At 71.1% G+C, this 22,945-nt stretch carries 21 protein-coding genes, 1 pseudogene and 2 riboswitches; of the genes and pseudogenes, 8 read left to right on the forward strand and 14 right to left on the reverse strand.

Annotation, left to right across the window (positions count from 1 at the left end):
- From BLU79_RS23880 to BLU79_RS23890, 3 genes are all read right to left on the reverse strand, one after another.
- On the reverse strand, window positions 1-2,571 hold a 2,571-nt coding region (locus BLU79_RS23880; protein WP_177001153.1), incomplete at its 3' end, for an AAA family ATPase.
- Window positions 2,568-3,404, reverse strand: a complete 837-nt coding sequence (locus BLU79_RS23885) for a hypothetical protein (RefSeq protein ID WP_093907913.1) — start codon at window positions 3,402-3,404, stop codon at window positions 2,568-2,570. The genes BLU79_RS23880 and BLU79_RS23885, both read right to left, overlap by 4 nt.
- Window positions 3,405-3,440: 36 nt before the next feature.
- Window positions 3,441-4,514, reverse strand: a complete 1,074-nt coding sequence (locus tag BLU79_RS23890) for a P-loop NTPase fold protein (protein ID WP_093907914.1) — start codon at window positions 4,512-4,514, stop codon at window positions 3,441-3,443.
- 33 nt (window positions 4,515-4,547) lie between these two features.
- On the opposite strand from BLU79_RS23890, the pseudogene BLU79_RS23895 reads away from it, so the two are divergent.
- A pseudogene (locus tag BLU79_RS23895) lies at window positions 4,548-4,913 on the forward strand (zinc ribbon domain-containing protein); the annotation flags it as partial.
- A 56-nt stretch (window positions 4,914-4,969) separates the two neighbouring features.
- Here BLU79_RS23895 and BLU79_RS23900 read toward each other — a convergent pair.
- On the reverse strand, window positions 4,970-6,139 hold the full coding sequence (locus tag BLU79_RS23900) for a steroid 3-ketoacyl-CoA thiolase (RefSeq protein WP_093907915.1): 1,170 nt from the start codon (window positions 6,137-6,139) through the stop codon (window positions 4,970-4,972).
- A gap of 189 nt (window positions 6,140-6,328) precedes the next feature.
- On the opposite strand from BLU79_RS23900, the gene BLU79_RS23905 reads away from it, so the two are divergent.
- The gene (locus BLU79_RS23905; protein WP_093907916.1) at window positions 6,329-7,564 is read left to right on the forward strand and encodes a cytochrome P450; all 1,236 of its coding nucleotides are present in this window, start codon (window positions 6,329-6,331) and stop codon (window positions 7,562-7,564) included.
- A 165-nt stretch (window positions 7,565-7,729) separates the two neighbouring features.
- On the opposite strand, the gene BLU79_RS23910 is transcribed toward BLU79_RS23905, so the two are convergent.
- The 6 genes from BLU79_RS23910 to BLU79_RS23935 all read right to left on the reverse strand — a co-directional run bounded on the left by BLU79_RS23910 (window position 7,730) and on the right by BLU79_RS23935 (window position 13,971).
- On the reverse strand, window positions 7,730-8,143 hold the full coding sequence (locus tag BLU79_RS23910; protein WP_177001154.1) for an aggregation-promoting factor C-terminal-like domain-containing protein: 414 nt from the start codon (window positions 8,141-8,143) through the stop codon (window positions 7,730-7,732).
- Window positions 8,144-8,479: 336 nt separating this feature from the next.
- Window positions 8,480-9,328 (reverse strand): ECF transporter S component, encoded by an 849-nt coding sequence (locus BLU79_RS23915; RefSeq protein ID WP_093907918.1) that lies wholly within the window; start codon window positions 9,326-9,328, stop codon window positions 8,480-8,482.
- Window positions 9,325-10,977, reverse strand: a complete 1,653-nt coding sequence (locus tag BLU79_RS23920) for an ABC transporter ATP-binding protein (RefSeq protein WP_093907919.1) — start codon at window positions 10,975-10,977, stop codon at window positions 9,325-9,327. Before BLU79_RS23920 ends, BLU79_RS23915 begins: the two co-directional genes overlap by 4 nt.
- Window positions 10,974-12,074 (reverse strand): energy-coupling factor transporter transmembrane component T, encoded by a 1,101-nt coding sequence (locus BLU79_RS23925; RefSeq protein ID WP_093907920.1) that lies wholly within the window; start codon window positions 12,072-12,074, stop codon window positions 10,974-10,976. Before BLU79_RS23925 ends, BLU79_RS23920 begins: the two co-directional genes overlap by 4 nt.
- On the reverse strand, window positions 12,074-12,739 hold the full coding sequence (locus BLU79_RS23930) for an SCO2322 family protein (RefSeq protein ID WP_093907921.1): 666 nt from the start codon (window positions 12,737-12,739) through the stop codon (window positions 12,074-12,076). The genes BLU79_RS23925 and BLU79_RS23930 overlap by 1 nt, the downstream gene beginning before the upstream one ends.
- Window positions 12,736-13,971 carry a prenyltransferase/squalene oxidase repeat-containing protein gene (locus tag BLU79_RS23935; protein ID WP_093907922.1) on the reverse strand — a complete coding sequence of 412 codons (1,236 nt, stop codon included), beginning with the start codon at window positions 13,969-13,971 and terminating at the stop codon, window positions 12,736-12,738. Before BLU79_RS23935 ends, BLU79_RS23930 begins: the two co-directional genes overlap by 4 nt.
- A 113-nt stretch (window positions 13,972-14,084) precedes the next feature.
- Window positions 14,085-14,227, reverse strand: a riboswitch (cobalamin riboswitch).
- Between the two features lie 51 nt (window positions 14,228-14,278).
- On the opposite strand from BLU79_RS23935, the gene BLU79_RS23940 reads away from it, so the two are divergent.
- The gene (locus BLU79_RS23940; RefSeq protein WP_256333441.1) at window positions 14,279-14,965 is read left to right on the forward strand and encodes a phosphotransferase; all 687 of its coding nucleotides are present in this window, start codon (window positions 14,279-14,281) and stop codon (window positions 14,963-14,965) included.
- Here the strand turns inward: BLU79_RS23940 and BLU79_RS23945 are convergent.
- From BLU79_RS23945 to BLU79_RS23955, 3 genes are all read right to left on the reverse strand, one after another.
- Window positions 14,955-15,407 carry a nuclear transport factor 2 family protein gene (locus BLU79_RS23945; protein ID WP_093907924.1) on the reverse strand — a complete coding sequence of 151 codons (453 nt, stop codon included), beginning with the start codon at window positions 15,405-15,407 and terminating at the stop codon, window positions 14,955-14,957. The genes BLU79_RS23940 and BLU79_RS23945 overlap by 11 nt on opposite strands.
- Window positions 15,408-15,424: 17 nt before the next feature.
- The gene (locus BLU79_RS23950; protein WP_093907925.1) at window positions 15,425-16,453 is read right to left on the reverse strand and encodes an MBL fold metallo-hydrolase; all 1,029 of its coding nucleotides are present in this window, start codon (window positions 16,451-16,453) and stop codon (window positions 15,425-15,427) included.
- A gap of 92 nt (window positions 16,454-16,545) precedes the next feature.
- Window positions 16,546-16,743 carry a hypothetical protein gene (locus BLU79_RS23955; protein WP_093907926.1) on the reverse strand — a complete coding sequence of 66 codons (198 nt, stop codon included), beginning with the start codon at window positions 16,741-16,743 and terminating at the stop codon, window positions 16,546-16,548.
- A 134-nt stretch (window positions 16,744-16,877) separates the two neighbouring features.
- Between BLU79_RS23955 and BLU79_RS23960 the strand changes: the two genes are divergently transcribed.
- Both BLU79_RS23960 and BLU79_RS23965 read left to right on the forward strand, forming a co-directional pair.
- Window positions 16,878-18,335: an aldehyde dehydrogenase gene (locus BLU79_RS23960; RefSeq protein WP_093907927.1), complete on the forward strand. Its 1,458-nt coding sequence runs from the start codon at window positions 16,878-16,880 to the stop codon at window positions 18,333-18,335.
- A 2-nt stretch (window positions 18,336-18,337) separates the two neighbouring features.
- On the forward strand, window positions 18,338-18,571 hold the full coding sequence (locus BLU79_RS23965; RefSeq protein WP_093907928.1) for a ferredoxin: 234 nt from the start codon (window positions 18,338-18,340) through the stop codon (window positions 18,569-18,571).
- Window positions 18,572-18,668: 97 nt separating this feature from the next.
- Window positions 18,669-18,847, forward strand: a riboswitch (TPP riboswitch).
- A 27-nt stretch (window positions 18,848-18,874) separates the two neighbouring features.
- Here BLU79_RS23965 and BLU79_RS23970 read toward each other — a convergent pair.
- On the reverse strand, window positions 18,875-19,495 hold the full coding sequence (locus BLU79_RS23970) for a TetR family transcriptional regulator (RefSeq protein ID WP_093907929.1): 621 nt from the start codon (window positions 19,493-19,495) through the stop codon (window positions 18,875-18,877).
- 210 nt (window positions 19,496-19,705) lie between these two features.
- Here BLU79_RS23970 and BLU79_RS23975 point away from each other — a divergent pair, with 210 nt between their 5' ends.
- Genes BLU79_RS23975 through BLU79_RS23985 form a run of 3 tightly spaced genes read left to right on the forward strand, consistent with a single transcriptional unit; the run spans window position 19,706 to window position 22,934 of the window.
- Window positions 19,706-21,139, forward strand: coding sequence for a glycosyltransferase family 4 protein (locus BLU79_RS23975; RefSeq protein ID WP_093907930.1), 1,434 nt, complete (start codon window positions 19,706-19,708; stop codon window positions 21,137-21,139).
- Window positions 21,133-21,867: a class I SAM-dependent methyltransferase gene (locus BLU79_RS23980; protein WP_093907931.1), complete on the forward strand. Its 735-nt coding sequence runs from the start codon at window positions 21,133-21,135 to the stop codon at window positions 21,865-21,867. The genes BLU79_RS23975 and BLU79_RS23980 overlap by 7 nt, the downstream gene beginning before the upstream one ends.
- Complete coding sequence (locus tag BLU79_RS23985; RefSeq protein ID WP_093907932.1) at window positions 21,864-22,934, forward strand: prenyltransferase/squalene oxidase repeat-containing protein; 1,071 nt, start codon at window positions 21,864-21,866, stop codon at window positions 22,932-22,934. Before BLU79_RS23980 ends, BLU79_RS23985 begins: the two co-directional genes overlap by 4 nt.
- Window positions 22,935-22,945 lie beyond the last annotated feature (11 nt).

Genomic DNA, 22,945 nt, shown 5'->3' on the forward strand with positions numbered 1-22,945 from the left:
CGGGCGGCCGTTCAGTGTCGTGCACGCCACCGCGTCCACCCTCTTGGTGTGGCCGGTCATGGGCCTCCCAAGGGGTTGGCCGGTGGCCAGATCCCAGGCCCGGAGGCTCATGTCCACCGTCCCGGTGACGACGACTTCGCGGCCGTCGACGACCGTGCAGGCCGCCGCCACAACCCCCTTGGCCGGGCCCGTGAAGGCGTTGAGCAGATTGCCGGCCAGCAGCGAACCGGATGCGGCGACCGGCCTCCACGTCCGCTCGGCCACCCCGCTGCCGAACGCCTTCACCAGGGACGGTTCGTTGTAGCGAGCGGCGTCGAGGGCGAGGATCCCGCGACGGCCAACGGCGTCAAGGTGGCGATGGGCCTGGATGGACGCCCGATACACGGCGGCGTGCAACCGAGCGGCGTCGCTCTGGACCTTCAGCAGGAGCAGCACCAGCGTGTCCGCGTCGGCGTGCACGAGGTACTCGGGCTCGGTGACCAGTCCGTCCAGCAGCCCCGCATGATCGGCATGAACCGCAAGATGCCGCAGCGCATAGGGATGCGCCCGCCCCCAGTCAGGCGACCCGTCGATCCGATACGGCACGGTCCGCCGCAGCCCGATGGTGAAGGCACGGTGCGCCGCCCCGGAGTCCCTCCCCATCCGCAGATACTCGGCCATCGCCTCGTGGTACAGCCGATACACCGACCGCCCGTCCTCGACGGCCTCCACCACATACGCGCCCGCGTCCCGCCGCAACCGGTTCAGATCCTCATTGGTGTACCGCCGCCCCGACAACTCCGAGGCGAGCGGCGCCCAGATGTCCTCCCACGGCAACCCCTGCCCCTCGGCGTACGCCAACGGCCGCAGCAGGTCGAGGATGCGCTCGGCGCCGTCGCCTCCGTCGCCGAAGCGCTGGTGCAGGTCGCGGTGCATGGCGTCGGCGGCGGCGCTCGGGAGTGACCTGCGCCAGACGGGGTCCCCGGGGTCGGGCAGCGCGGGTGTCGCGGCGAGCGTGCCGGCGGTGATGCGGGCGACGAGGAAGGAGTGGCCCGCTGCTGAGGCGACCGCCCGAGCGACCCCCAGCCGTAGATCGTTCTCGCATTCCAGGTACGGCGACTCGGGGTGCGCGTCGATCAAGTTGCGGACGGCGTAGGCCAGTACGGCCTGCGGATCGGCGTATCGAGGGGAGTCGAGGTCGACATGGTCGTCCCGCTCCAGGCCCAGCGGGGCCAGGAGATGGGGCCGGGTGCCCAGCAGCAACCTCAGGCGACCGCCGGCCAGTTCCATCAGCGGGCGCAACACCTGGCCGCACAGCGCGGAGGGCGTCACCGCCTCGTCCAGACCGTCGATCAGGATCACCCGGGGCCGGTCCGGCTCAGCCCCGGTGTTGAGGTGGTTCAGCAGGTCCGCCACCGTCTCCACCGGCGGCAGCCGCAGCGCCGCCGCCAGTGCCCGTACCACCTGCTGGTCGGTGAGGTTCTGGGCGTACACCGCCGTACGGATCGCCTGCGCGGGCGGCAGCAGTTCCGCGCTCAGCCCCAGGCTCCACAACGGCACCGTCCGCCGGTACTCCGGGTCGCTCACCGCGGCCAGCAGTCCCAGCACCGCCGTCTTGCCCGATCCGGGGTCGCCCGTGACCACCAACGCGGGCCGATCGTCGGGCAGTTCACCGAGCCACGCGGTGATGTCCCGCAACGCCCGATGCCGCCCCGAGAACCACCACCCCACCCGATCCTCGTCCCGGTGCCCCATCGCTCGCCGCAGCAAGCGCGTCCGGAACTCCACGTCCCGCCGCTTGTCCTGCTCGTCCCACTCCGCCGCCCGTTGAAGGGCCATGTCGGTGTGGGACAGCTCGTTGCTGTGCTTGGCGTTGGGGAGGAAGGGCGGGATCTCGCCGGTGAGGCCGATGATCTCCCAGCCGATGTGCTGGAAGTCGGGGCGTTTGGGGTTGTTGCGGGTGGCTTCGACGACCGCACCGAGAGACAGCAGCGGGGGTGTGTACCCGGCCGTGGCCAGGCTGGTCACCGCCTCCGTCAGCAACTCGGGGAAGGCGCCCGTCTGGGCCAGCTCGTTCGGCTGCGCGGACGTGATGACCGCGAGTGCCGTGTCCTTCTCACGCCAGTTGTTCTTCAACTTGGCCATGGTGGACAGCAGTTCATTGCCGCCCTGCCCCGAGAAGCAGGTGTCCAGCATCAGCAGCAGCCGCCGTACCTTCGTCCCGGCGAGGATCTTCCGGGCCAGGGTGCTGGGCTGCAGGGCGTCGTACAGGTCGTCGGGGTTGGTGTCCGAGGTGAGGAGTACGTACTCGTCGTTGTCGAGGAGTTCGCCGTGCCCGGCGATGTAGACCGCCAGGATGTCGTCGGGGCGCCGTTCCGGTGAGCGGCAGAACTCCCTCAGCTCGCGGAGCAGTTGACCCTGTGTCGGGTTCGCGCCCAGGTCGGAGACGTGCTCGTACCCGAGCCTGCCCGTGAACAGCTCCACCATCCCGCGGCGCGCCTCGACCAGGCCCGGACGGTCCCACTCCGGTGCGTGGGGGTAATGGCTGACGGCGGTCGCGATCAGGAACCGCCGTGGGTCGCTCCCGCTCACGTCAGCCCCTCCGCCACCGCCTCGCCGGTCTCCTTCGCCGTGAGGTAGAGGGTGGCGTCGTGGGCGTGCGAGCCGTTGTGGACGACCTTCCCGGCCACCCCCGTACCGAAGAACAGGGACAGGTCCTTCACCGCCGCCACCACATCGCCCTCGTCGACCACGTTCGTCCACGCCGACGTGCCCGGCCAGCCGCCCGGTTCGGGCCGGAGCCGGTCGAGCACCATCCGCATCCCCAGCGGCGAGCCCAGCGTCACCAGCGCCCGCACCTGGTGGTCGGGCCGCGCGCACAGCGCCTCGTATGCCACGACCGAGCCCAGCGAGTGCGCGACGACTACCCGGGTGTCGGGCCCGATCGCCTCCTCCACGCGGGCGCGGGCCGCCGCCCGCAGGCTGTCGTCCGTCAGATAGCGCCGCACCTGCTTCAGATCGAAGACCAGGGCCCGCAGGGACACATCGGCGAAGAAGCGGGAGTGCTGGAGCACCCGCAGCGCCGTCTGCACCGCCCTCGGCGAACGTGCCAGCGTGTCCGTCGCGCCGGGCGGCGGCACGGCGGGATCGGTGCGGGCGCACTCCGCCCACCACTCCAGCAGCAGTTCGGTCTCGAAGCCCTCGTCGACGTCGTCCGGCCTGAACATCGGGTCTCCGACGGCGAGGGTGTGGCCCGGGGGTCGGAACAGGTCGCCGTAGAAGGCCACCCGGAAATCACCCGGACCGAGCGGCGGGCTTCCCGCCCGGTCGAGGCCGTCGGCGAGTGCCGGCTCCCAGTCCTTCAGCAGGGTGTTGCCGCCCAGCCGTTGCTTGCCCACGCCGTGCACACCGACGATTCGCGCCATCGCCCCGTTCCCCCGAGTCTCGTACGTCTCCTCACTTTAGACAGGGGGGATGGACGGCAGGGCGGACAACGACCAAGCCGTTCTCGCGCGTTGGAGCGTGGACCGGGCCAGCGTGTCGGCCGTGCCGATCTCGCGCTGGGCTCTGGCGAGGGCGGAGAAGGAGCCGGGGTCGAGGCGATCGGACACCTCGGTGAAGCGTTCCGGGGTGAGAGCGTCCGTGAAGATCTTCTGCACCGTGTCCAGGTGGTAGGCGCGGTTGGCCAGCGTCGCGCCCATCCGGGCACGGTCACCGGTCGTTCCGGCCTCCTGGTGGATCAGGTCTCCCAGTTCGCCGAGTCGGTCGTCGGCGACCACGTCCCGGCGGAAGAGCTGCGCGAGCTCGGCATGCTCCTCCGGGCCGCCGGCGGCGTTGGCGATGCGGTCGACCTCGCGGGTCACCAGCCAGACGGCCATCTCGGTGAGTGAGCGGGACTGGTCCGGCGTCACGTACGCGATGGCCGCGCGGGCCGTCCGCAGGAGGTCGCGCGGCATGCCGCCGGACAGGCAGTAGAACAGGGCCGCGAAGGGCACCGGCAGCCTCGTCACGCGGCGGCCCAGCAGGAGCTCGGCTCTCTTCTGATCGAGGGGCTCGACCCGGACGACCTCGTCGATCGCGCTGTCGAAGGCGTCCCGTCGGCCGACCGGCGCCAACTCGGCGTCCCGCAGCGCCTCGTCGGAGACCGACAGCACGAACAGGCAGTTGGGTACGTCGAACACGGCCTTGAGCTCGTTCAGGAAGGTGCGTGCGGCGGCGGCCGGCTCGATGCGGTCGAGTTCGTCGATGCCGATCACCAGGCGCCGGGCCGGCTTCTTCCCGCGCAGCTCCAGGGCGGTCCGGCTGAGGAACCCCTTCAGGGCGTCCACGATCTCGGGATAGGTCTGCGGCTGCTCGGCGAGCGCCGTCGCCCTCTTCGCCGACAGATTCCAGCTTCGCCATCCGGCGCTGAGAGCCGCCTCGTCCGACTGGGTCTGCAGGTACCGGATCGAGCGCTTGTGCCGCTCGGCCTCCTGTGCCGTGTCCAGACCTTCCCTGATCACGAGGTCGCACAGCTTGTAGAAGAGATGGAGCATGAACTCGCGCCGGTCGAAGAGGACCGGGACCGGCTCGCGCGCACGAGGCTGGCCAAGAGCGTGCACGACGTGGGCTGGTCGGCGTTCGTCACCATGCTGGAATACAAGGCCGCCCGGTACGGCCGCACCCTGGTCAAGGCCGGTCGGTTCGAGCCGACCAGCCAGGTCTGCTCGGCCTGTGGGGCCAAGGACGGCCCCAAACCCCTCGATGTCCGCGAGTGGATCTGCACCGCCTGCGGGACGGTCCACGACCGGGACCACAACGCCGCGATCAACATCAAAAGGGCCGCCGGACTGGCGGCATCAGCCTGTGGAGCGCCGGTAAGACCAGAATCCGTTCTGGCACAGCGCGACGAAACAGGAAGCCTCGGATTCCCGACCAAACCCTGTGCCGCGTAGCGGCACAGGGACGATCGAGAAGGCCAGAATCCTCGGGCTTCAGCCCGAGGAGCAAGTCAAAGCCGCTGAATGATCGTGCCGGTGGCCAACCCGCCCCCCGCACACATCGTCACCAGCGCGAACTCCTTGTCCGCCCGCTCCAGTTCATGAAGAGCGGTCGTGATCAGCCGGGCCCCGGTGGCCCCCACCGGGTGCCCGAGCGCGATCCCGCCGCCGTTCACATTCACCTTCTCCAGGTCCTGCTCGAAGACCTGCGCCCAGCTCAACACCACGGACGCGAACGCCTCGTTGATCTCGACGAGGTCGATGTCCTTCAGCGACATCCCGGCCTTCCCCAGCACCGCCTTCGTCGCGTCGATCGGCCCGTCCAGGTGGAAGTGCGGGTCGGCCCCCACCAGCGCCTGCGCGACGATCCGCGCCCGCGGCCGCAGCTTCAGCGCCCGCGCCATCCGCTTCGACGCCCACATGATCGCCGCCGCCCCGTCGCTGATCTGCGACGAGTTGCCCGCCGTATGAACGGCCGTCGGCATGACGGGCTTCAGCCCCGCCAGCGCCTCCATGGACGTGTCGCGCAGCCCCTCGTCCTTGTCGACGAGCCGCCACATGCCCTGCCCGGCGCGCTGCTCCTCCTCGGTCGTCGGGACCTGGACGGCGAACGTCTCCCGCTTGAACCGTTCCTCGGCCCAGGCGGCGGCGGCCCGTTCCTGCGAAAGCAGGCCGAGTGAGTCGACGTTCTCCCGCGTCAGCCCACGATGGCGGGCGATGCGCTCGGCCGCCTCGAACTGATTGGGCAGGTCGACGTTCCATTCGTCCGGGAACGGCTTCCCGGGCCCGTGCTTGGACCCCGATCCCAGCGGCACCCGGGACATCGCCTCGACGCCACAGCTGATCCCGACGTCGATGACGCCGGCCGCGACCATGTTGGCGGTCATGTGCGAGGCCTGCTGCGAGGAGCCGCACTGGCAGTCGACGGTCGTCGCGGCCGTCTCGTACGGCAGGCCCATGGTGAGCCAGGCCGTGCGCGCGGGGTTCATGGACTGCTCGCCGGCGTGGGTCACCGTGCCGCCGACGATCTGCTCGACGCAGTCGGCGGGGATGCCGGTGCGGCCCAGGAGTTCGCGGTAGGTCTCGCCCAGGAGGTAGGCGGGGTGGAGGTTGGCGAGCGCGCCGCCGCGCTTGCCGATCGGGGTGCGTACGGCTTCGACGATCACGGGTTCGGCAGCCATGGGTGCGGGTCCTCTCCGAGGTCTGCGGAACTAGTACGCGTTCTAGTTCTGTATGCAGTTTGCTGACGAACGTTCAGTGGCCGCAAGGCCTGTGCAGGCAATTGGGGACTCCATGGCTATTGCCTGTTGTAGAACCCGTTACTACCGTCACTGCAAATCCCGTAGCTGATGGACCGTCAGGAGCTGCCCATGCCCTGTCCCGCGCTTCCCGACGGGTTCGACTTCACCGACCCCGATGTGCTGCACCACCGCGTACCCCTCCCGGAGTTCGCCGAGCTGCGCCGGGCCGAACCGGTCCGCTGGATCCCCCAGTCGGGCAACGTGGCCGGGTTCCAGGACGAGGGCTACTGGGCGGTGACCCGGCACGCGGACGTCAAGTACGTGTCGACGCACCCGGAGTTGTACTCGTCCACCCTCAACACCGCGATCATCCGCTTCAACGAGCACATCGAGCGCGACGCGATCGACGCGCAGCGGCTGATCCTGCTGAACATGGACCCGCCCGAACACACCCGGGTCCGCCAGATCGTCCAGCGCGTGTTCACGCCGCGCGCCATCCGCGCCCTGGAGGAACGCCTGCGGAATCGGGCGCTGAACATCGCCGCGAACGCCCGCGAACACCCCGGCCCCTTCGACTTCGTCACCGAGGTCGCCTGCGAACTGCCCCTCCAGGCCATCGCCGAGCTGATCGGCATCCCGCAGGACGACCGGGCCAAGATCTTCGACTGGTCCAACAAGATGATCTCGTACGACGATCCCGAGTACGCCATCACCGAGGAGGTCGGCCAGGAGTCGGCCACCGAGCTCATCTCCTACGCGATGAACATGGCGGCGGATCGGAAGGAATGTCCCGCGAAGGACATCGTCACGACGCTGGTCGCGGCGGAGGACGAGGGGAATCTCCGCTCCGACGAGTTCGGGTTCTTCGTGCTGATGCTGGCCGTCGCCGGCAACGAGACCACCCGCAACGCCATCACCCACGGCATGCACGCCTTCCTCACCCACCCCGAGCAGTGGGAGCTGTACAAGAGGGAGCGGCCCGCGACGGCGGCCGAGGAGATCGTCCGCTGGGCGACCCCGGTGGTGTCCTTCCAGCGCACGGCGACACAGGACACGGAGCTGGGCGGCAAGCAGATCAAGAAGGGCGACCGGGTCGGCATCTTCTACGCCTCCGCCAACCACGACCCCGAGGTCTTCGAGAACCCCGACGCCTTCGACATCACCCGCGACCCCAACCCCCACCTCGGCTTCGGCGGAGGCGGCCCGCACTACTGCCTGGGCAAGTCCCTGGCGGTCCTGGAGATCGACCTCATCTTCAACGCGGTGGCCGACGCCCTGCCCGACCTGCGGCTGGCCGGCGACCCACGCCGCCTGCGCTCCGCGTGGATCAACGGCGTGAAGGAACTGCAGGTCAGCGCCGGCTGACCCGTCCCGAGGGAGGCAGGAGCACCCCCTGTCCCTACGCCCCGCCCCTGCCTCCCCCCTAGACGGCCGGACACGGCGAAGGCGGCGGCCCCGGGGATCGGGGGCCGCCGCCTTCGGTTCTGTCTGGCGAGGTCGGCTCAGTGCCAGTGGCTCAGTGCCGGTGGCTCAGTACCAGTTGTTGGCCTGCCAGAAGTCCCAGGCGCCACACGGGCTGCCGTAGCGCTCGTTCATGTAGTCCAGGCCCCACTCGATCTGGGTGGCCGGGTTGGTCTTCCAGTCGGAACCGGCGGAGGCCATCTTGTTGCCCGGGAGGGCCTGGACGAGGCCGTAGGCGCCGGACGAGGCGTTGGTGGCGTTGGGGTTCCAGTCGCTCTCGTGGTCGACGATGTTCGAGAAGCACTGGTACTGGGCCGAGTCCGAGATCATCTTCTTCGCGATCGCCTGCGCCGAAGAGGTCGAGGTCGCGGCCTGCGCGGGGGCGGCGGCGAACAGCGTGCCGGCCGTGGCGGCGGCCAGAGCGGCACCGGCGATGGCCTTCTTCGGGGCGGCGATGCGGCGGAGGAGAGAAACAGCGGACACGGTGAGCCTTTCGTCGGGGACAGTCCGTCGCAGACATGCCGGAACCACGCGATGCGAGGCGGTGGCATGCCGCGGCGCCGCGGCCCAGGTGGGCACGTCGGCGCCGTGCGACGTCATCCAGACAAGCAGGCCGGGAGGGGGTCCGCAATGAGCCCTTTTGCTAGTTGTGGTCGTATGTGGGAGGAAGGTCGTTTGTGTGATCTGGCTCTCAATGTGCAGGTCAGCGGCCGAATTGGCATGCGCATGGCGTCCGCTTTGTCCGACTAAGGAGGATCGTAGGTGATGTGGGTCATGTGGGGTGCTTCACCGGGTACGTAACCGTCCGCTGATGCTGTCTCACCCTGCGGGAGCGTCGAATGTGACCGGGCTCTCGAAGGCGGCGCGACGGGTGGCGCGGCGCAGGGCCCTGAGGATCACCGGGCCGAGGATCAGGGTCAGGACGACGGTCGTGACCGCCCGGCCCAGGTCCCAGCCCAGAGAGGTGGCCAGGCAGAACGCGAGGAAGCGGGCCAGGTTGGCGGCCACCGGGGAATCCGCGTCGAAGGCTAGGTGCGAGGCCACCTCGTCCATGAAGGGCCAGCCCGCCAGATTCGTGGCGGTGCCGTAGGCGAGAGCGGCCGGGATGCCGTACGCGCACAGGAGCAGGATCTCCCCCCGCCCGCGCAGCCGGTCCCGGCCCGGTAGCAGCCCGGCCCCCATGGTGAACCAGCCCATCGCCAGCATCTGGAACGGCATCCAAGGACCGACCCCGCCCGTGAGCAGCGCCGACGCGAACATCGTGACCGAGCCGAGCACGAAACCGAAGCCGGGGCCGAGGACGCGGCCGCTCAGGACCATGAGGAAGAACATCGGTTCCAGACCGGCGGTGCCGGCGCCGATCGGGCGCAGGGCGGCCCCCGTCGCGCTCAGCACACCGAGCATCGCGACCGCCTTCGGCCCGAGACCCGACTCGGAGATCGTCGCCGCGACGACCGCGACCAGCAGCACCAGCAGGCAGGCGAAGAACCAGGGGGCGTCCTGGCTGTGGGCGACCACCGCCGACTCGGGCGGCGCGAAGAAGGGCCAGCACAGGGCGGCCAGGCCGACCGCGCTGACCAGGGCGAGGGCGGCGATGGAGCGGGGGCCCAGGTGGATGACTCGGGCCTGGCGGGTGGCTCGGGCCGGTCGCGTGGCGTGGTCGGTCATGCCAGGGCCTCCCGCACCTCGGTGACCGTGAGCCACTTCTGCGGGGCCAGGATCTTCGCCACCTGCGGGGCGAAGGACGGTGAGGCGACCACTACGTCCGCCGCCGGGCCGTCCGCGATCACCTCGCCGTCGGCGAGCAGCACGACCCGGTGGGCCAGTTCCGCGGCCAGCTCCACGTCGTGCGTGGCCAGGACGATGGCGTGTCCTTCCGCGGCCAGTCCGCGCAGGACCGTGAGCAGGCGGGACTTCGCCGCGTAGTCGAGGCCGCGGGTCGGTTCGTCCAGGAGCAGGAGGGGCGGGCGGGCGGTCAGGACCACGGCCAGCGCGAGCGTCAGGCGCTGGCCCTCGGAGAGGTCGCGGGGGTGGGTGTCGTCGGGGATGTCCGGGAGGAGCTCGGAGACCAGGGCGCGGCAGGTGCCGGGGGCTGCGCCCGCGTCGGCGTCGGCGGCCGTGCACTCGCCGGCGACCGTGTCGGCGTAGAGGAGGTCTCGGGGTTCCTGAGGGACTAGGCCTACGTGGCGGATCAGGTCGCGGGGTGGGGTGCGGTGGGGTACGGCTCCGCCGACGGTGACCTCGCCGGAGGAGGGTTTGAGCAGGCCGACCAGGGTGTTGAGGAGGGTGGACTTTCCGGCGCCGTTGCGGCCCATGAGGGCGATGGTTTCGCCGGGGGTGACGGTGAGGTCTATGCGGTGGAGGGCGCGGATGTGGTTTCGGCGGGTGACGGTGAGGGCGCGTGCGCCTACCAGCTCGGGGGGTGTGGATGGGGGGCGGGTGCGGGTTCGTTGTGGCTGGTCGCGCAGTTCCCCGCGCCCCTGAAGGGCGATGTTGTCCCGTTCCTCAAGTTGTTGCCGTAGGGGCGCAGCCCTGCGCCGTGCGTCTCGCACCGTCAGTGGCAGTGGGGACCAGCCAGCCATGCGGCCCAGGGCCACCACCGGCGGGTGCACCGGGGATACGGCCATCACCTCCGCCGGAGTGCCGAGGATCGGGGGCACTCCTGGGGACGGCAGGAGGGCGATCTGGTCGGCGTACTGGATGACCCGCTCCAGACGGTGTTCGGCCATCAGGACTGTCGTGCCCAGGTCGTGGACCAGGCGTTGGAGGACCGCCAGGACCTCTTCCGCGGCGGCCGGGTCCAGGGCCGAGGTCGGTTCGTCGAGGATCAGGACGCTGGGGTGAGGGGTGAGGACCGAGCCGATCGCGACGCGCTGCTGCTGGCCGCCGGAGAGGGTGGAGATGGGGCGGTCGCGGAGGTCGGTGAGGCCGAGGAGGTCGAGGGTCTCCTCGACGCGGCGGCGCATCACGTCGGGGGCGATGCCCAACGACTCCATGCCGTACGCGAGTTCGTCCTCGACGGTGTCGGTGACGAAGTGGGAGAGGGGGTCCTGGCCGACCGTGCCCACCACGTCGGCGAGTTCGCGCGGCTTGTGGGTGCGGGTGTCGCGGCCGGCCACCGTGACGCGGCCGCGCAGGGTGCCGCCGGTGAAGTGCGGGACGAGGCCGCTCACCGCGCCCAGGATCGTGGACTTGCCGACGCCCGACGGGCCGACGAGGAGGACCAGCTCGCCTTCCGGGACCTCGAAGTCCACGCCCTGGACGGTGGGTTCGGTGGCGCCGTCGTACGTCACGGAGACGTTCTCGAAGCGGATCACGACGGCTCCTTGGGGGCGGGACTGCGGGGTGTGGGACTGCGGGGTGCGGGGCTGATGAAGGCGGGGAGCAGGCCCAGGAGGACGGCCGCCGCCGGCCACAGGGGGAGGGTGGGGGCGACGAGGGGGATCACACCGGGGTGCAGGGCCGCCGGGTCGCGGGTCGCGGCGAGGGTCAGCAGGGCGGCGACCGCCGCGCCGGAACCGGTGACCAGCCAGGCGCGGGCGTCCCAGCGGTCGGGGCGGTAGCGGGTGCGCGGGGTGCGGCGACCGCCCAGGCGCAGGCCGGCCAGGGCGGCGGCGAGTCCGGCGAGCAGGACCGGCAGTCCGTAGGTGCCGCCCTCCGCCGTCAGCAGTCCGTACGTTCCCGCGCAGACGCCGAGCAGGCCGCCGAGGGTGAGCGCGTTGGTCGTACGGCGGACTCGGGGCGGGACGTCGGCGGTACGGCCGTAACCGCGGGCGTCCATCGCGGCGGCCAGGGCGACCGAGCGCTCCAACGCGCCCTCCAGGACCGGGAGTCCGACGTGCAGCAGGCCGCGGATGCCGGTGTCGGGTCGGCCGCGCAGACGGCGGGCGGCACGCATCCGCTGGACGTCCGCGATGAGGTTGGGGGCGTAGGTGAGGGCCACGACCACCGCGACGCCCATCTCGTACAGGGCACCGGGGAGGGACTTGAGGAGACGGGTGGGGTTGGCCAGGGAGTTCGCGGCGCCCACGCAGATGAGGAGGGTGGCCAGTTTGAGGCCCTCGTAGAACGCCTTGACCAGGGTCTCGGCGGTGACCTTGCCGCCCAGGCGGATGCCCTGCGCCCAGTCGGGGAGCGGGACCTCGGGGAGGGTGACGAGCACATGGGTGCCGGGGAGGGGGGAGCCGAAGACCACCGCGAAGACGAGGCGGATGAGGAGGACGGCCAGGGCGAGTTTGACGAAGGCGGAGTAGGAGCGGGCCCAGGGGGCGTTGGGGCGGCAGGTCGCCACCACGTAGGCGGAGGTCGCTATGAGGAGGGCGAGGAGGAGGGGGTTGGTGGTGCGGGTGGCCGCCGTGCCCAGGGCCAGGGCCCAGAGCCACCAGGCGCCGGGGTGGAGCGGGGGCCCTGCCATCACGCCCGCCGCCGTCGTGCCTGCCAGATCGCCGCGGCTCCCAGGACGGCCACTACGGCGACGCCCGCGAGGAGACCCAGCGACGGGCCGCCGTCCGACGCGTCGTCCTTCACGGCGGCCGTCTCCCGCGTGGCCGTCGGTTCGTCCGCCTTCGGTTCCTTCGGGCCCGACACCTGCTCCCCGCAGCCCGACTCCGGATACCCGGTGATCGCGCACAACAGGGCGTTCGTGTCGTAGCGCAGGGGCTTGGCCACCGAGGCCAGGGCCTCTGCCGTGGTCGCGTCGGCGGCGACGCGGGCGCAGGCCGTGCGGCGGGCCGGGGGCGTCTCGCCGGACGGGGCGTCGGCCGTCGTACCGAAGTCGATGACCAGCGCCACCCGCTTCTTGCCGTCCTGCGCGGGCGTTCTCGCGCAGATCACCTGGAACACGGCGGCACCCCTCGGGCGGGCCGCGTCCTTGGAGTCCTCGCTCACCGCGAAGCGGAAGCCCTGGACGTCGCCGTCGGACGGGCGGGCGGTGGAGGGGCCCTGGGTGGCGTAGGTCCAGGTGTCGCCGTCGCGGTCCCAGAAGGACCAGTAGCGGTAGCCGGTCGCCTGGGCGGCCTGGGCCGCGCCGGTCAGGACGACCAGCGCGGCACAGAGCAGAGCGAGGGCGCGGCGGATCACGGTTGCCGGTTCTTCTTGCGGGCGCTGATCAGGAAGCCGATGCCGATGCCCCCGACCAGGCCGACGCCGATGATCCACCACAGGCTGACGCCCTTGTCGTTGTCCTTCTCGTTCTGCTTCTCCTGCGAGGCCTTCGCCGACTCCGACTCCGCCGTGCGCGGCGCCGGGCCCTGCGCGTTGAGCTGCTTGACCAGGTCCGTGCCGCCGAAGGCACGCGGGTCGGTGCCCGTCGCCTCGGCGGCGAGGATCAGCTGGGCGTAGGCGGCGGGGCCGCTCTGGGCGGCCCACTGCGCGGCGTTCTTCTCCAGCCAGCCCAGGGGCTTCTGGGCCGCGGCCGCACCGGCCTCGGCGGCGAGCGCGACGACCGCGTCCGCCGTGTTGCCGTAGTCGGGCTGGTCCTCGGCGCCGGCGAGGGCGGACTTCAGATAGCCGTCCTTCTCGACCGCCTTCGCCAGGTAAGCGGCACCGTTGGCACCGGCCTGCTCCGCGGTGAGGTCGGCGGCGCCCGCGCAGGCGACGTCCTTCTTCTCGCCGGCCTTCACCGACAGCATGCCCGTGCCCAGCGTGCCGACGACCGCCGCCGCCGTCGCGTCCGCGTTGGCCGCGAGCTTGCCCTTCTTGTCCGGCTGGTAGGCGAAGGCACCGCCGTCCGCGCACGGCAGGGCGAGCTTCACCAGGGCGTCCGAGGGCGACTTGCCGTCCTTGCGGACCTCGGCGGGGTCGCCGCCGGCGGCGTCGAGCGCGCCGATCACGACGGACGTCGAGTTGGCGTCGCTGGCCCCGCCGGGCGTGTAGCCCCAGCCGCCGTCCTTGTTCTGCACGGACTTCAGCCAGGTGACCGCCTTGCCGATCTCCTTCTCGTGCCCGCCGACCGCGGCCAGGCCCTGGACGGCGGCGGCCGTGCTGTTGGTGTCGACCATGGTCTTCGCGTCGCACGCCTTGCCGGCGTCGGCGCGGAACGCCGCGAACGCCCCGTCGGCGCACTGCTGCCCGGCCAGCCAGTCGATCGCCTTGACGGCGGGCTGTATGCCCACCCGGCTCTGCGCGATCAGCGCGAGGGACTGGCGCCAGACGCCGTCGTACGTCGGGTCGCCGGTGCCGTACAGCCCGGCGGGGAGCGCGACGGACGGTGACGCGGACGGGGTGTGGTCGACGGCGATGGCGGGCGTGGCACCGGCCGTGCCGATCACGGTGACTGCGGCCAGGGCCGCGGCGCTGCGGCGGACGTACATGATCGGCGGATGCCCTTCCCTAAGGGGAACCGGGCAGCACAGGGGGGACCCCGGGCGGCTCGACTCCGTATACCTCGACGGTGCCGTGCACCGGCCGGTTGCCGGGGCACGTGAGCCGGTCACGAATCCGTACGGGGCGATCCGGCTCACCGGCGTTCGACGACCGGTTCACGGTTGCGGGTCAGCGCCGGATTTGCACCGGCTTCCCCCTGTACGGGTGTGATGACGACGCCGTCACTCTACCCGCCCGTAACTCTGACGCTGAGGGCCGGCTGTGCGGGCGGTAGCTTCGGGTCATGACCAGGCCATGACTATGGGGGAGCAGGGCGTGGAGAAGGTGACGGGGAGACTGCTCGGGTCGGGGCGTACCGCCGACGTGTACGAGATCGACGAGGCGTGGGTGCTGCGCCGGGACCGGGAGGGGTACGGGGACGCGCTCGCCAAGGGGGCGGTGATGGCGCACGTGCGCGAGCACGGCTATCCGGCGCCCCGGGTGCGGCTCGCCGACTCCTCGCGGACCGAGTTGGTGATGCAGCGGCTGTCGGGGCCGACGATGCTGGGGGCGCTGACCGAGGGGACGATGGGCGCGGACGAGGCGGGCGGCATCCTCGCCCGGCTGCTGCGGCAACTGCACGGTGTGCCCGCGCGCGGAGCGCAGGGCGGCCGTGTCCTGCACCTCGACCTGCATCCGGACAACGTCGTCCTCACGCCCGACGGCCCCTACGTGATCGACTGGGACAACGCGGAGGAAGGCGACCCCGGCCTCGACTGGGCCTCCTCAGCGGTGATCCTCGCGCAGGTCGCCGTTGGGGACGAGGCACTCGCCGAACCCGCCCGCGCGCTCCTGGCCGGTCTGCTCGCCGACCCGTCCGGCCTCACAGGGAACGGCCTCGCGGAGGCGCTGCGCCGCCGTGCGGCGAATCCGACGATGAATCGGCGGGAGGTCGAAGTGCTGGGCGAGGCGGCGGAGTTGGTCCGGTCGTTCAAGGCCTAGGCGGGTGCGGGGTCGGTCCGGCGAAGGCCAGATGGAGGACCCGGGCGGACAGGAGCCAGGTGCCGTCCGGCGACTTGTGGAACGCGTCCTCGTAGGAGCCCACCTGGACCGGAGGTCCCGGCGGCACCGGGCCGCCCTCGTGGCCGTCGACTCGGTACGTCGTGAAGTACGAGGTCGCCGTCGCCGTGTCCGGGGAGGTCGCCGTGACCAGGACGTTGGACATCAGGCGGCGGGAGAGCCGGTCGGCGGGGCGGGAGCCGAAGTACTGGCGGAGGGCGTCCCGGCCCTTGACCAACCGTTCGCCCTCCGGCCAGGCCCAGCTGCCGTCCTCGGTGAACAGCTCGGCGACGGAGGCCGGTTCACCCAGGTCGAGGCGGTGGACGAAGTCGATGATGATGCGCTCGCAGGCGCGTTCGGCGAGCAACCGGTCCAAAGGATCCATGGCGTTCATGACGATCTTTATACGGCCACGTACGCCACCGGCTCGCTCCCCGCCACCGCCTCCGCCCGCCCCAGCTTCACCAGCCGCCGTAGATGGGCCTCCGCCTCCGCGATCGCGATGTTCCGTGACGGGTACGGGATTTGGTCCCAGGGGCGGTTCCACTCCATGCGCTCGGCGAGTTGCCAGGGGGTGAGGGGCTCGGCGAGGAGGGTGAGGAGGTCGGTGAGGCGGGACTCGTGGTGGTGCAGCAACTGCCGTACGCGGGCGGGTGCGTCGGTGAACGCGTGCTGGTGGGCCGGGAGGATCTCGGCGGGGGCCAGGCGGCCGACGCGTTCCAGGGAGGCGAGGTAGTCGCCGAGCGGGTCGGTGACGGTCGTGTCCTCGGGGTCCTCGTACAGACCGATGTGCGGGGTGATCCCGGGAAGCAGATGGTCGCCGGAGAACAGGCGTCCGTGGCCCGGGAGTTGTGCGGGGTGCTCTTCCTCCAGGTGCAGGCAGACATGGCCGGGCGTGTGGCCCGGGGTCCAGATCGCGCGCAGGCGGCGGCCGGGGAGGTCGAGGAGTTCGCCGGGGACGATCTCGCGGTCGGGCTGGGCGGGGGCGAAGCCGGGCAGGGTGCTCGGGCGGCGGGCGGTGCGCAGGGGGGACACATGGGCGTCGGGGGCGCCGGCCGCGGTGAGCTTGGCCGCCATGTAGGAGAACCAGCGCTCGGGGTGGGTCGCACGGGTGCGCCGTACGATCGCCGCGTCCGCCGCGTGCATCGCGATCCAGGCGCCGGAGGCCTCGCGCACCTTGGCGGACAGGCCGTGGTGGTCGGGGTGGTGATGGGTGATCACGACCCCGTGGACCTCGGCGGGCGCGGTGCCGCAGGCCGTGAGGCCCTCGGCGAGGGTGTCCCAGGAGGCCGGGTCGTCCCAGCCGGTGTCGACGAGCACCGGGCCCCGGTCGGTGTCGACGACGTACACGAGGGTGTGGCCGAGTGGGTTGTCAGGGATGGGGACCTGGATGGACCGGACGCCGCCGCCGTGGTCGTACACCTGCGCCATGGGCACCCCAATCGCCGCGACACGTTCCGGCCGACCGAGTCACTATAACTAGAACAGGTTCCGATGGGAGCCCGAGTCACCTGCTTGTCGGGTCATTCGGGTTCGGCGTTCCGTATGCGCTCCGGGGTCCAGTACTCCCTGATCTCCTCCGGGCTCTTCGTCTCCCGGTGCACGGACACTCCGTTGCTGTTCTTCACGTCGCCCCACGTCGACGCCATCCACACGGCACCGCCGACGGCCACCGCCATGGCCGTGCCGAACACCGCCCAGTCGCGCCCGCGCGCCGCCATCCCGTGCCCCCTCCCCGTCATGGCCAGCGTAGAGGCGAGGTGTGTGCGGTCCGTGGACTCCTCCGGGTGGAACTGGTATCAGTTCCGTGTATCTGATGGATCGTCAGAGTCGCGCTCAGGGGAGGCGGTCGGCCATGACCGAGCTCGTGGAACACGGACAGCTGTTCATCGGCGGGGAGTTGACCGACCCCTTGGGCAGGGACGTCATCGAGGTGATCTCGCCGCACACCGAAGAGGTCGTCGGACGCGTGCCGCACGCCTCGCCGGCCGACGTCGACCGGGCGGTCGCGGTGGCGCGGAAGGCGTTCGACGAGGGGCCCTGGCCGCGGATGACCCTCGACGAACGGATCGAGGTCGTCTCACGGATCAAGGACGGAATCGCCGTACGGCACGAGGAGATCGCCCGCGTGATCTCCTCCGAGAACGGCTCCCCGTACTCCTGGAGCGTCCTCGCGCAGGCACTCGGCGCGATGATGGTGTGGGACGCGGCGATCACGGTCGCGCGGAACTTCACGTACGAGGAGCAGCGCGACGGCGTGCTGGGCAAGATCCTCGTGCGGCGCGAGCCGGTCGGGGTGGTGGCCGCCGTAGCGCCCTGGAACGTCCCGCAGTTCGTCGCCGCCGCCAAGCTCGCGCCCGCGCTGCTCACCGGGTGCACGGTGGTCCTCAAGCCGTCGCCGGAGTCCCCGCTCGACGCCTACCTCCTCGCCGAGATCGCGAGGGACGCCGGGCTGCCGGAGGGCGTGCTGTCCATCCTCCCGGCGGACCGCGAGGTGAGCGAGTACCTGGTCGGGCACCCGAGGATCGACAAGGTCTCCTTCACGGGGTCGGTGGCGGCGGGCAAGCGCGTCATGGAGGTCGCCGCCCGCAATCTCACCCGCGTGACGCTGGAGTTGGGCGGCAAGTCGGCGGCCGTCGTCCTGCCGGACGCGGACGTCGAGGCGACCGTCGCCGGTGTCGTCCCGGCGGCCTGGATGAACAACGGCCAGGCCTGCGTGGCCCAGACCCGGATCCTGCTCCCGCGCTCCCGCTACGACGAGTTCGCCGAGGCCTTCGCCGCCGCGGCCGGCGCCCTGGTGGTCGGCGACCCGCTGGACCCGGCGACCCAGGTGGGCCCGCTGGTGGCGGAGCGGCAGCAGCGCAGGAACCTCGACTACATCCGCATCGGCCAGGAGGAGGGCGCGAAGATCCTGACCGGCGGCGGGCGTCCGGCTGGCCTGGAGAAGGGCTGGTACGTCGAGCCGACCCTCTTCGGGGACGTCGACAACTCCATGCGGATCGCGCGCGAGGAGATCTTCGGCCCGGTGATCTGCCTCCTCCCGTACGGCGACGAGTCCGAGGCCGTGAAGATCGCGAACGACTCCGACTACGGCCTCAGCGGCAGCGTCTGGACGGCGGACACGGCGCACGGCATCGAGATCGCCCGCCAGGTCCGCACCGGCACGTACTCGGTGAACACCTTCAGCCTGGACATGCTGGGCCCGTTCGGCGGCTACAAGAACTCCGGTCTGGGGCGGGAGTTCGGGCCCGAGGGCTTCGGCGAGTATCTGGAGCACAAGATGATCCACCTGCCCGCCGGCTGGGAGGCGTAGGGATGGGCGACCGCTGGCACGTCGAGGTCGACCGGTCGGTGTGCATCGGCTCGGCGCAGTGCGTCCACCACGCCCCCGACGGCTTCCGCCTCGACACCGGCCGCCAGTCCCATCCTGCCGACCCGGAGACCGACGCGAACGAGAGCATCCTGGCCGCGGCGGAGAGCTGCCCGGTGGAGGCGATCGTGATCACGCTGCTGGGGAGCGGGGAGCCGGTGTTCCCGCCGGAGGAGTAATCCGGAGGAGTGGCCCGAGGAGTAAGTAATTACTCCAGAAAAATCCGTTTTGGGGGGTTCATTTCCGGGCGGATGTTCTATTCTGGAAGTCGGCCTACGGGACGAGTGAGGGAGTCCGAACCGGAGTAGCCGACTCTGGCGAGAAGCAGACGGTTTCCGCTGGGGCCGACATCGACGGTCCGGGCTGAGAGGCCGGAAGGCAGCAGTCAGGCCGGAAGGCGACCCCCGGAACCTGATCCGGACCATACCGGCGAAGGGAACCCGTCTCGTAGGTCCTTTCTGTGCCCTACGAGGCCCGAGGCCCTACTCGCGCCCCTCCGGGTTCGTCAGGTCGATCAACCGGCACACCGTCTCGATGTCGATCTTCACCTGGGCGATGGAGGCGCGGCCCGACAGCCAGGTGATCAGCGCCGAGTGCCAGGTGTGCTCGATCACCCGAACGGCGGAGAGCTGCTCGGGCGTCGGATTCTCCAGGCCCATCGCGTCCAGGATGATCACCGTGGTCTGCCGGGAGACCTGGTCGACCTCGGGGGAGACGCTGCGGTCGGCGAAGGTCAGGGCGCGGACCATGGCGTCGGCCAGGTGGGGTTCGCGCTGCAGGGCACGGAAGGCGCGCATCAGGGTCTCCGCGACCCGCTCCGCCGCCGTCTCCCCCTGCGGCGGCTTCTTCCGCAGCGTGCCGTGCATGTGCTCCAGCTGGTCCTGCATCGTGGCCACCAGCAGATGCACCTTGGACGGGAAGTAGCGGTACAGCGTGCCCAGCGCCACCTGCGAGGACTCCGCGACCTCCCGCATCTGCACGGCGTCGAAACCGCCCCGGCTGGCGAGCTGCGCACTGGCGTGCAGGATGCGTCGGCGACGGGCCTCCTGCCGCTCGGTGAGAGGCGGTGAGGCGGGGCTCGCGCTACTGGCTTCCGCAGGCATGGATCCCGTTCCGTGACAGTCGGTGAGGGTGAGTGACCGGACAGAGCATGCCAGGGTGTCGGTCGTGGCGTGAATCACCTGATCCATCGCTCACAGCGGCGCTACCTGCCGGTAGATTCAGAGCCTCTTGAACGATCAAGTCTGAAACTTGTTCTAGATTAGCGTCCCGGCGTAATCTCGCGGGACAGAGCAGGGAGAAGGGGGTCCGGAGTGACCGCTGAGGCCAGGGAGGCCGGGTCCCCGGAGGGCCTTGCCGCCGACGGCGAGCGACCGCTCGGCATCGCGCTTCTCACCTATAAAGGGAACCCGTTCTGCGGCGGTCAGGGTGTCTACGTACGGCACCTCTCGCGCGAGCTGGCCCGCCTCGGCCATCGCGTCGAGGTCATCGGCTCCCAGCCCTACCCCGTCCTCGACGAGGGCGCGGATTACGCCGACCGCCTCACCCTCACCGAACTCCCCAGCCTCGACCTCTACCGCCAGCCCGACCCCTTCCGCACCCCGGGGCGCGACGAGTACCGCGACTGGATCGACGCGCTCGAAGTGGGGACGATGTGGACGGGCGGCTTCCCCGAGCCGCTGACCTTCTCGCTCCGCGCCCGCCGCCATCTGCGCGCCCGGCGCGGCGAGTTCGACGTAGTGCACGACAACCAGACCCTCGGCTACGGCCTGTTGGGCGACGTCGGCGCCCCCCTCGTCACCACCATCCACCACCCCATCACCGTCGACCGCCAACTGGAGCTGGACGCGGCGCAGGGCTGGCAGCGCCGGATGTCGGTCCGCCGCTGGTACGCGTTCACACGGATGCAGAAGCGCGTCGCGCGCCGGCTGCCGTCGGTGCTGACCGTGTCGGGCACCTCCCGCGCCGAGATCGTCGACCACCTCGGCGTCCGGCAGGACCGTATCCACGTGGTCCACATCGGCGCGGACACGGACCTTTTCTCGCCGGATCCGTCGGTACCGCGGATACCGGGCCGCATCGTCACGACGTCCAGCGCCGACGTCCCGCTGAAGGGCCTGGTCTTCCTCGTCGAGGCGCTCGCCAAGGTCCGCACCGAGCACCCCGACGCCCATCTCGTCGTCGTCGGCAAGCGGCCCGAGGAGGGCCCGGTCGCGCAGACCATCGAGCGGTACGGCCTCGAAGGCGCCGTCGAGTTCGTCAAGGGCATCTCCGACGCCGAACTCGTCGACCTCGTGCGCTCGGCACAGGTGGCGTGCGTACCGTCGCTCTACGAAGGCTTCTCCCTGCCGGCCGCCGAGGCCATGGCCACCGGGACGCCGCTCGTCGCCACGACCGGCGGGGCGATTCCCGAGGTCGCCGGCCGGGACGGCGAGACGTGCCTGGCGGTGCCGCCCGGCGACGCGGGGGCGCTGGCCGCCGGCCTGAACCGGCTGCTGGGGGACGAGGAGTTGCGGGCACGGCTCGGTTCCGCGGGACGCGAGCGCGTGCTGCGGCACTTCACCTGGGCCCGCGCCGCCGAGGGCACCGTGGCCCGCTACCGCGAGGCGATGGACATGGCGCGCAGCTCCGCCGCTCCGGCCGCCGATCGCTCCGCGCCCCAGACCCCCAGCCGCTCCGCGGCCCCCGCAGGGGCTGCACCCACCGTCGTTGAAGGCGCCAACTCCGAAAGCAGGGCCACGTGCTGACCGTCGACTTCTCCCGGTTCCCGCTCGCCCCGGGCGACCGTGTCCTGGACCTCGGCTGCGGTGCCGGACGGCACGCGTTCGAGTGCTACCGGCGCGGTGCCCAGGTCGTGGCGCTGGACCAGAACGGTGAGGAGATCCGCGAGGTCGCCAAGTGGTTCGCGGCGATGAAGGAGGCGGGCGAGGCCCCCGAGGGCGCGACCGCCACGGCGATGGAGGGCGACGCGCTCGCCCTCCCCTTCCCGGACGAGTCCTTCGACGTCGTGATCATCTCCGAGGTGATGGAGCACATCCCGGACGACAAGGGCGTACTCGCCGAGATGGTCCGGGTGCTCAGGCCCGGCGGCCGTATCGCCATCACCGTCCCGCGCTACGGCCCCGAGAAGGTCTGCTGGACGCTCTCCGACGCCTACCACGAGGTCGAGGGCGGCCACATCCGCATCTACAAAGCGGACGAGCTGCTGGCGAAGATCCGCGAGGCGGGCCTGAAGCCGTACGGCACCCACCACGCGCACGCTCTCCACTCCCCGTACTGGTGGCTGAAGTGCGCGTTCGGCGTCGACAACGACAAGGCGCTGCCGGTACGGGCGTACCACAAGCTGCTGGTCTGGGACATCATGAAGAAACCGCTGGCCACCCGGGTCGCCGAACAGGCGCTGAACCCGCTGATCGGCAAGAGCTTCGTGGCGTACGCGACCAAGCCGCACCTTCCGGCGGTGGACGCCCGGTGACCACTCCCCGGACAGAACACCTCGTCCTGCCCGGGGTCCTCACCGCCGAGCAGGCTGCCGCGACCGTGGCGGGGATCCTCGCCGTGCAGCGGGAGGACGGGGCGATCCCGTGGTTCCGCGGGCACCACCTCGACCCGTGGGACCACGTCGAGGCGGCGATGGCGCTGGACGCGGCCGGTGAGCACGCCGCCGCCGAGCGGGCGTACACCTGGCTGGCGACGCACCAGAACGACGACGGCTCCTGGTACGCCGCCTACGCGGACGGGGCCTTCGACGACGTCACCGACACCGGCCGCGAGACCAACTTCGTCGCCTACATCGCCGTAGGCGTCTGGCACCACTACCTCTCCACCGGCGACGACACGTTCCTGGACCGCATGTGGCCGTCCGTCTACGCCGCGATCGAGTTCGTCCTGAAGCTCCAGCAGCCGGGCGGGCAGATCGGCTGGCGGCGCGACGACGACGGGACACCGACGGCGGACGCCCTGCTGACGGGTTCCTCCTCGATCCACCACGCGCTGCGGTGCGCGCTGGCCATCGCCGAGCAGCGGGAAGAGGCGCAGCCGGACTGGGAGTTGGCGGCGGGGGCGTTGCGGCATGCGATCCGCCGGCACCCGGAGCGGTTCCTGGACAAGGACCGCTACTCCATGGACTGGTACTACCCGGTGCTGGGCGGGGCGTTGACCGGCGCGGAGGCCAAGTCCCGTATGGAGGAGGGCTGGGAGCGGTTCGTCGTTCCCGGGCTCGGGGTGCGGTGTGTCGTGCCGAATCCGTGGGTGACGGGGGGCGAGTCCGCGGAACTCGCCCTGGCTCTCTGGGCGATGGGCGAGTCCGATCGGGCGCTGGAGATCCTGCAGTCGATCCAGCATCTGCGGGACGCGGAGAGCGGGCTCTACTGGACGGGGTACGTCTTCGAGGACGACGCGATCTGGCCGCGGGAGCTGACCACTTGGACGGCGGGGTCGTTGGTGTTGGCCGTTGCCGCGCTGGGTGGGGATGAGGCGACGTGTGCGGTGTTCGGTGGGGATCGCCTGCCGGCTGGGCTGGACCCGGACTGTTGCGCCTGAGAGCTCGGGTG

It is taken from the genome of Streptomyces sp. cf386 (assembly GCF_900103585.1).
In the GTDB taxonomy this organism is placed as follows: domain Bacteria; phylum Actinomycetota; class Actinomycetes; order Streptomycetales; family Streptomycetaceae; genus Streptomyces.

Coding starts and splice junctions, on each gene's coding strand:
- BLU79_RS23885 (WP_093907913.1), bottom strand. CDS start 3,404: ATGGCGCGAATCGTCGGTGTGCACGGCGTGGGCAAGCAACGGCTGGGC.
- BLU79_RS23890 (WP_093907914.1), bottom strand. CDS start 4,514: ATGCTCCATCTCTTCTACAAGCTGTGCGACCTCGTGATCAGGGAAGGT.
- BLU79_RS23900 (WP_093907915.1), bottom strand. CDS start 6,139: ATGGCTGCCGAACCCGTGATCGTCGAAGCCGTACGCACCCCGATCGGC.
- BLU79_RS23905 (WP_093907916.1), top strand. CDS start 6,329: ATGCCCTGTCCCGCGCTTCCCGACGGGTTCGACTTCACCGACCCCGAT.
- BLU79_RS23915 (WP_093907918.1), bottom strand. CDS start 9,328: ATGACCGACCACGCCACGCGACCGGCCCGAGCCACCCGCCAGGCCCGA.
- BLU79_RS23925 (WP_093907920.1), bottom strand. CDS start 12,074: ATGGCAGGGCCCCCGCTCCACCCCGGCGCCTGGTGGCTCTGGGCCCTG.
- BLU79_RS23935 (WP_093907922.1), bottom strand. CDS start 13,971: ATGTACGTCCGCCGCAGCGCCGCGGCCCTGGCCGCAGTCACCGTGATC.
- BLU79_RS23940 (WP_256333441.1), top strand. CDS start 14,279: ATGACTATGGGGGAGCAGGGCGTGGAGAAGGTGACGGGGAGACTGCTC.
- BLU79_RS23945 (WP_093907924.1), bottom strand. CDS start 15,407: ATGGATCCTTTGGACCGGTTGCTCGCCGAACGCGCCTGCGAGCGCATC.
- BLU79_RS23950 (WP_093907925.1), bottom strand. CDS start 16,453: ATGGCGCAGGTGTACGACCACGGCGGCGGCGTCCGGTCCATCCAGGTC.
- BLU79_RS23955 (WP_093907926.1), bottom strand. CDS start 16,743: ATGGCGGCGCGCGGGCGCGACTGGGCGGTGTTCGGCACGGCCATGGCG.
- BLU79_RS23960 (WP_093907927.1), top strand. CDS start 16,878: ATGACCGAGCTCGTGGAACACGGACAGCTGTTCATCGGCGGGGAGTTG.
- BLU79_RS23965 (WP_093907928.1), top strand. CDS start 18,338: ATGGGCGACCGCTGGCACGTCGAGGTCGACCGGTCGGTGTGCATCGGC.
- BLU79_RS23970 (WP_093907929.1), bottom strand. CDS start 19,495: ATGCCTGCGGAAGCCAGTAGCGCGAGCCCCGCCTCACCGCCTCTCACC.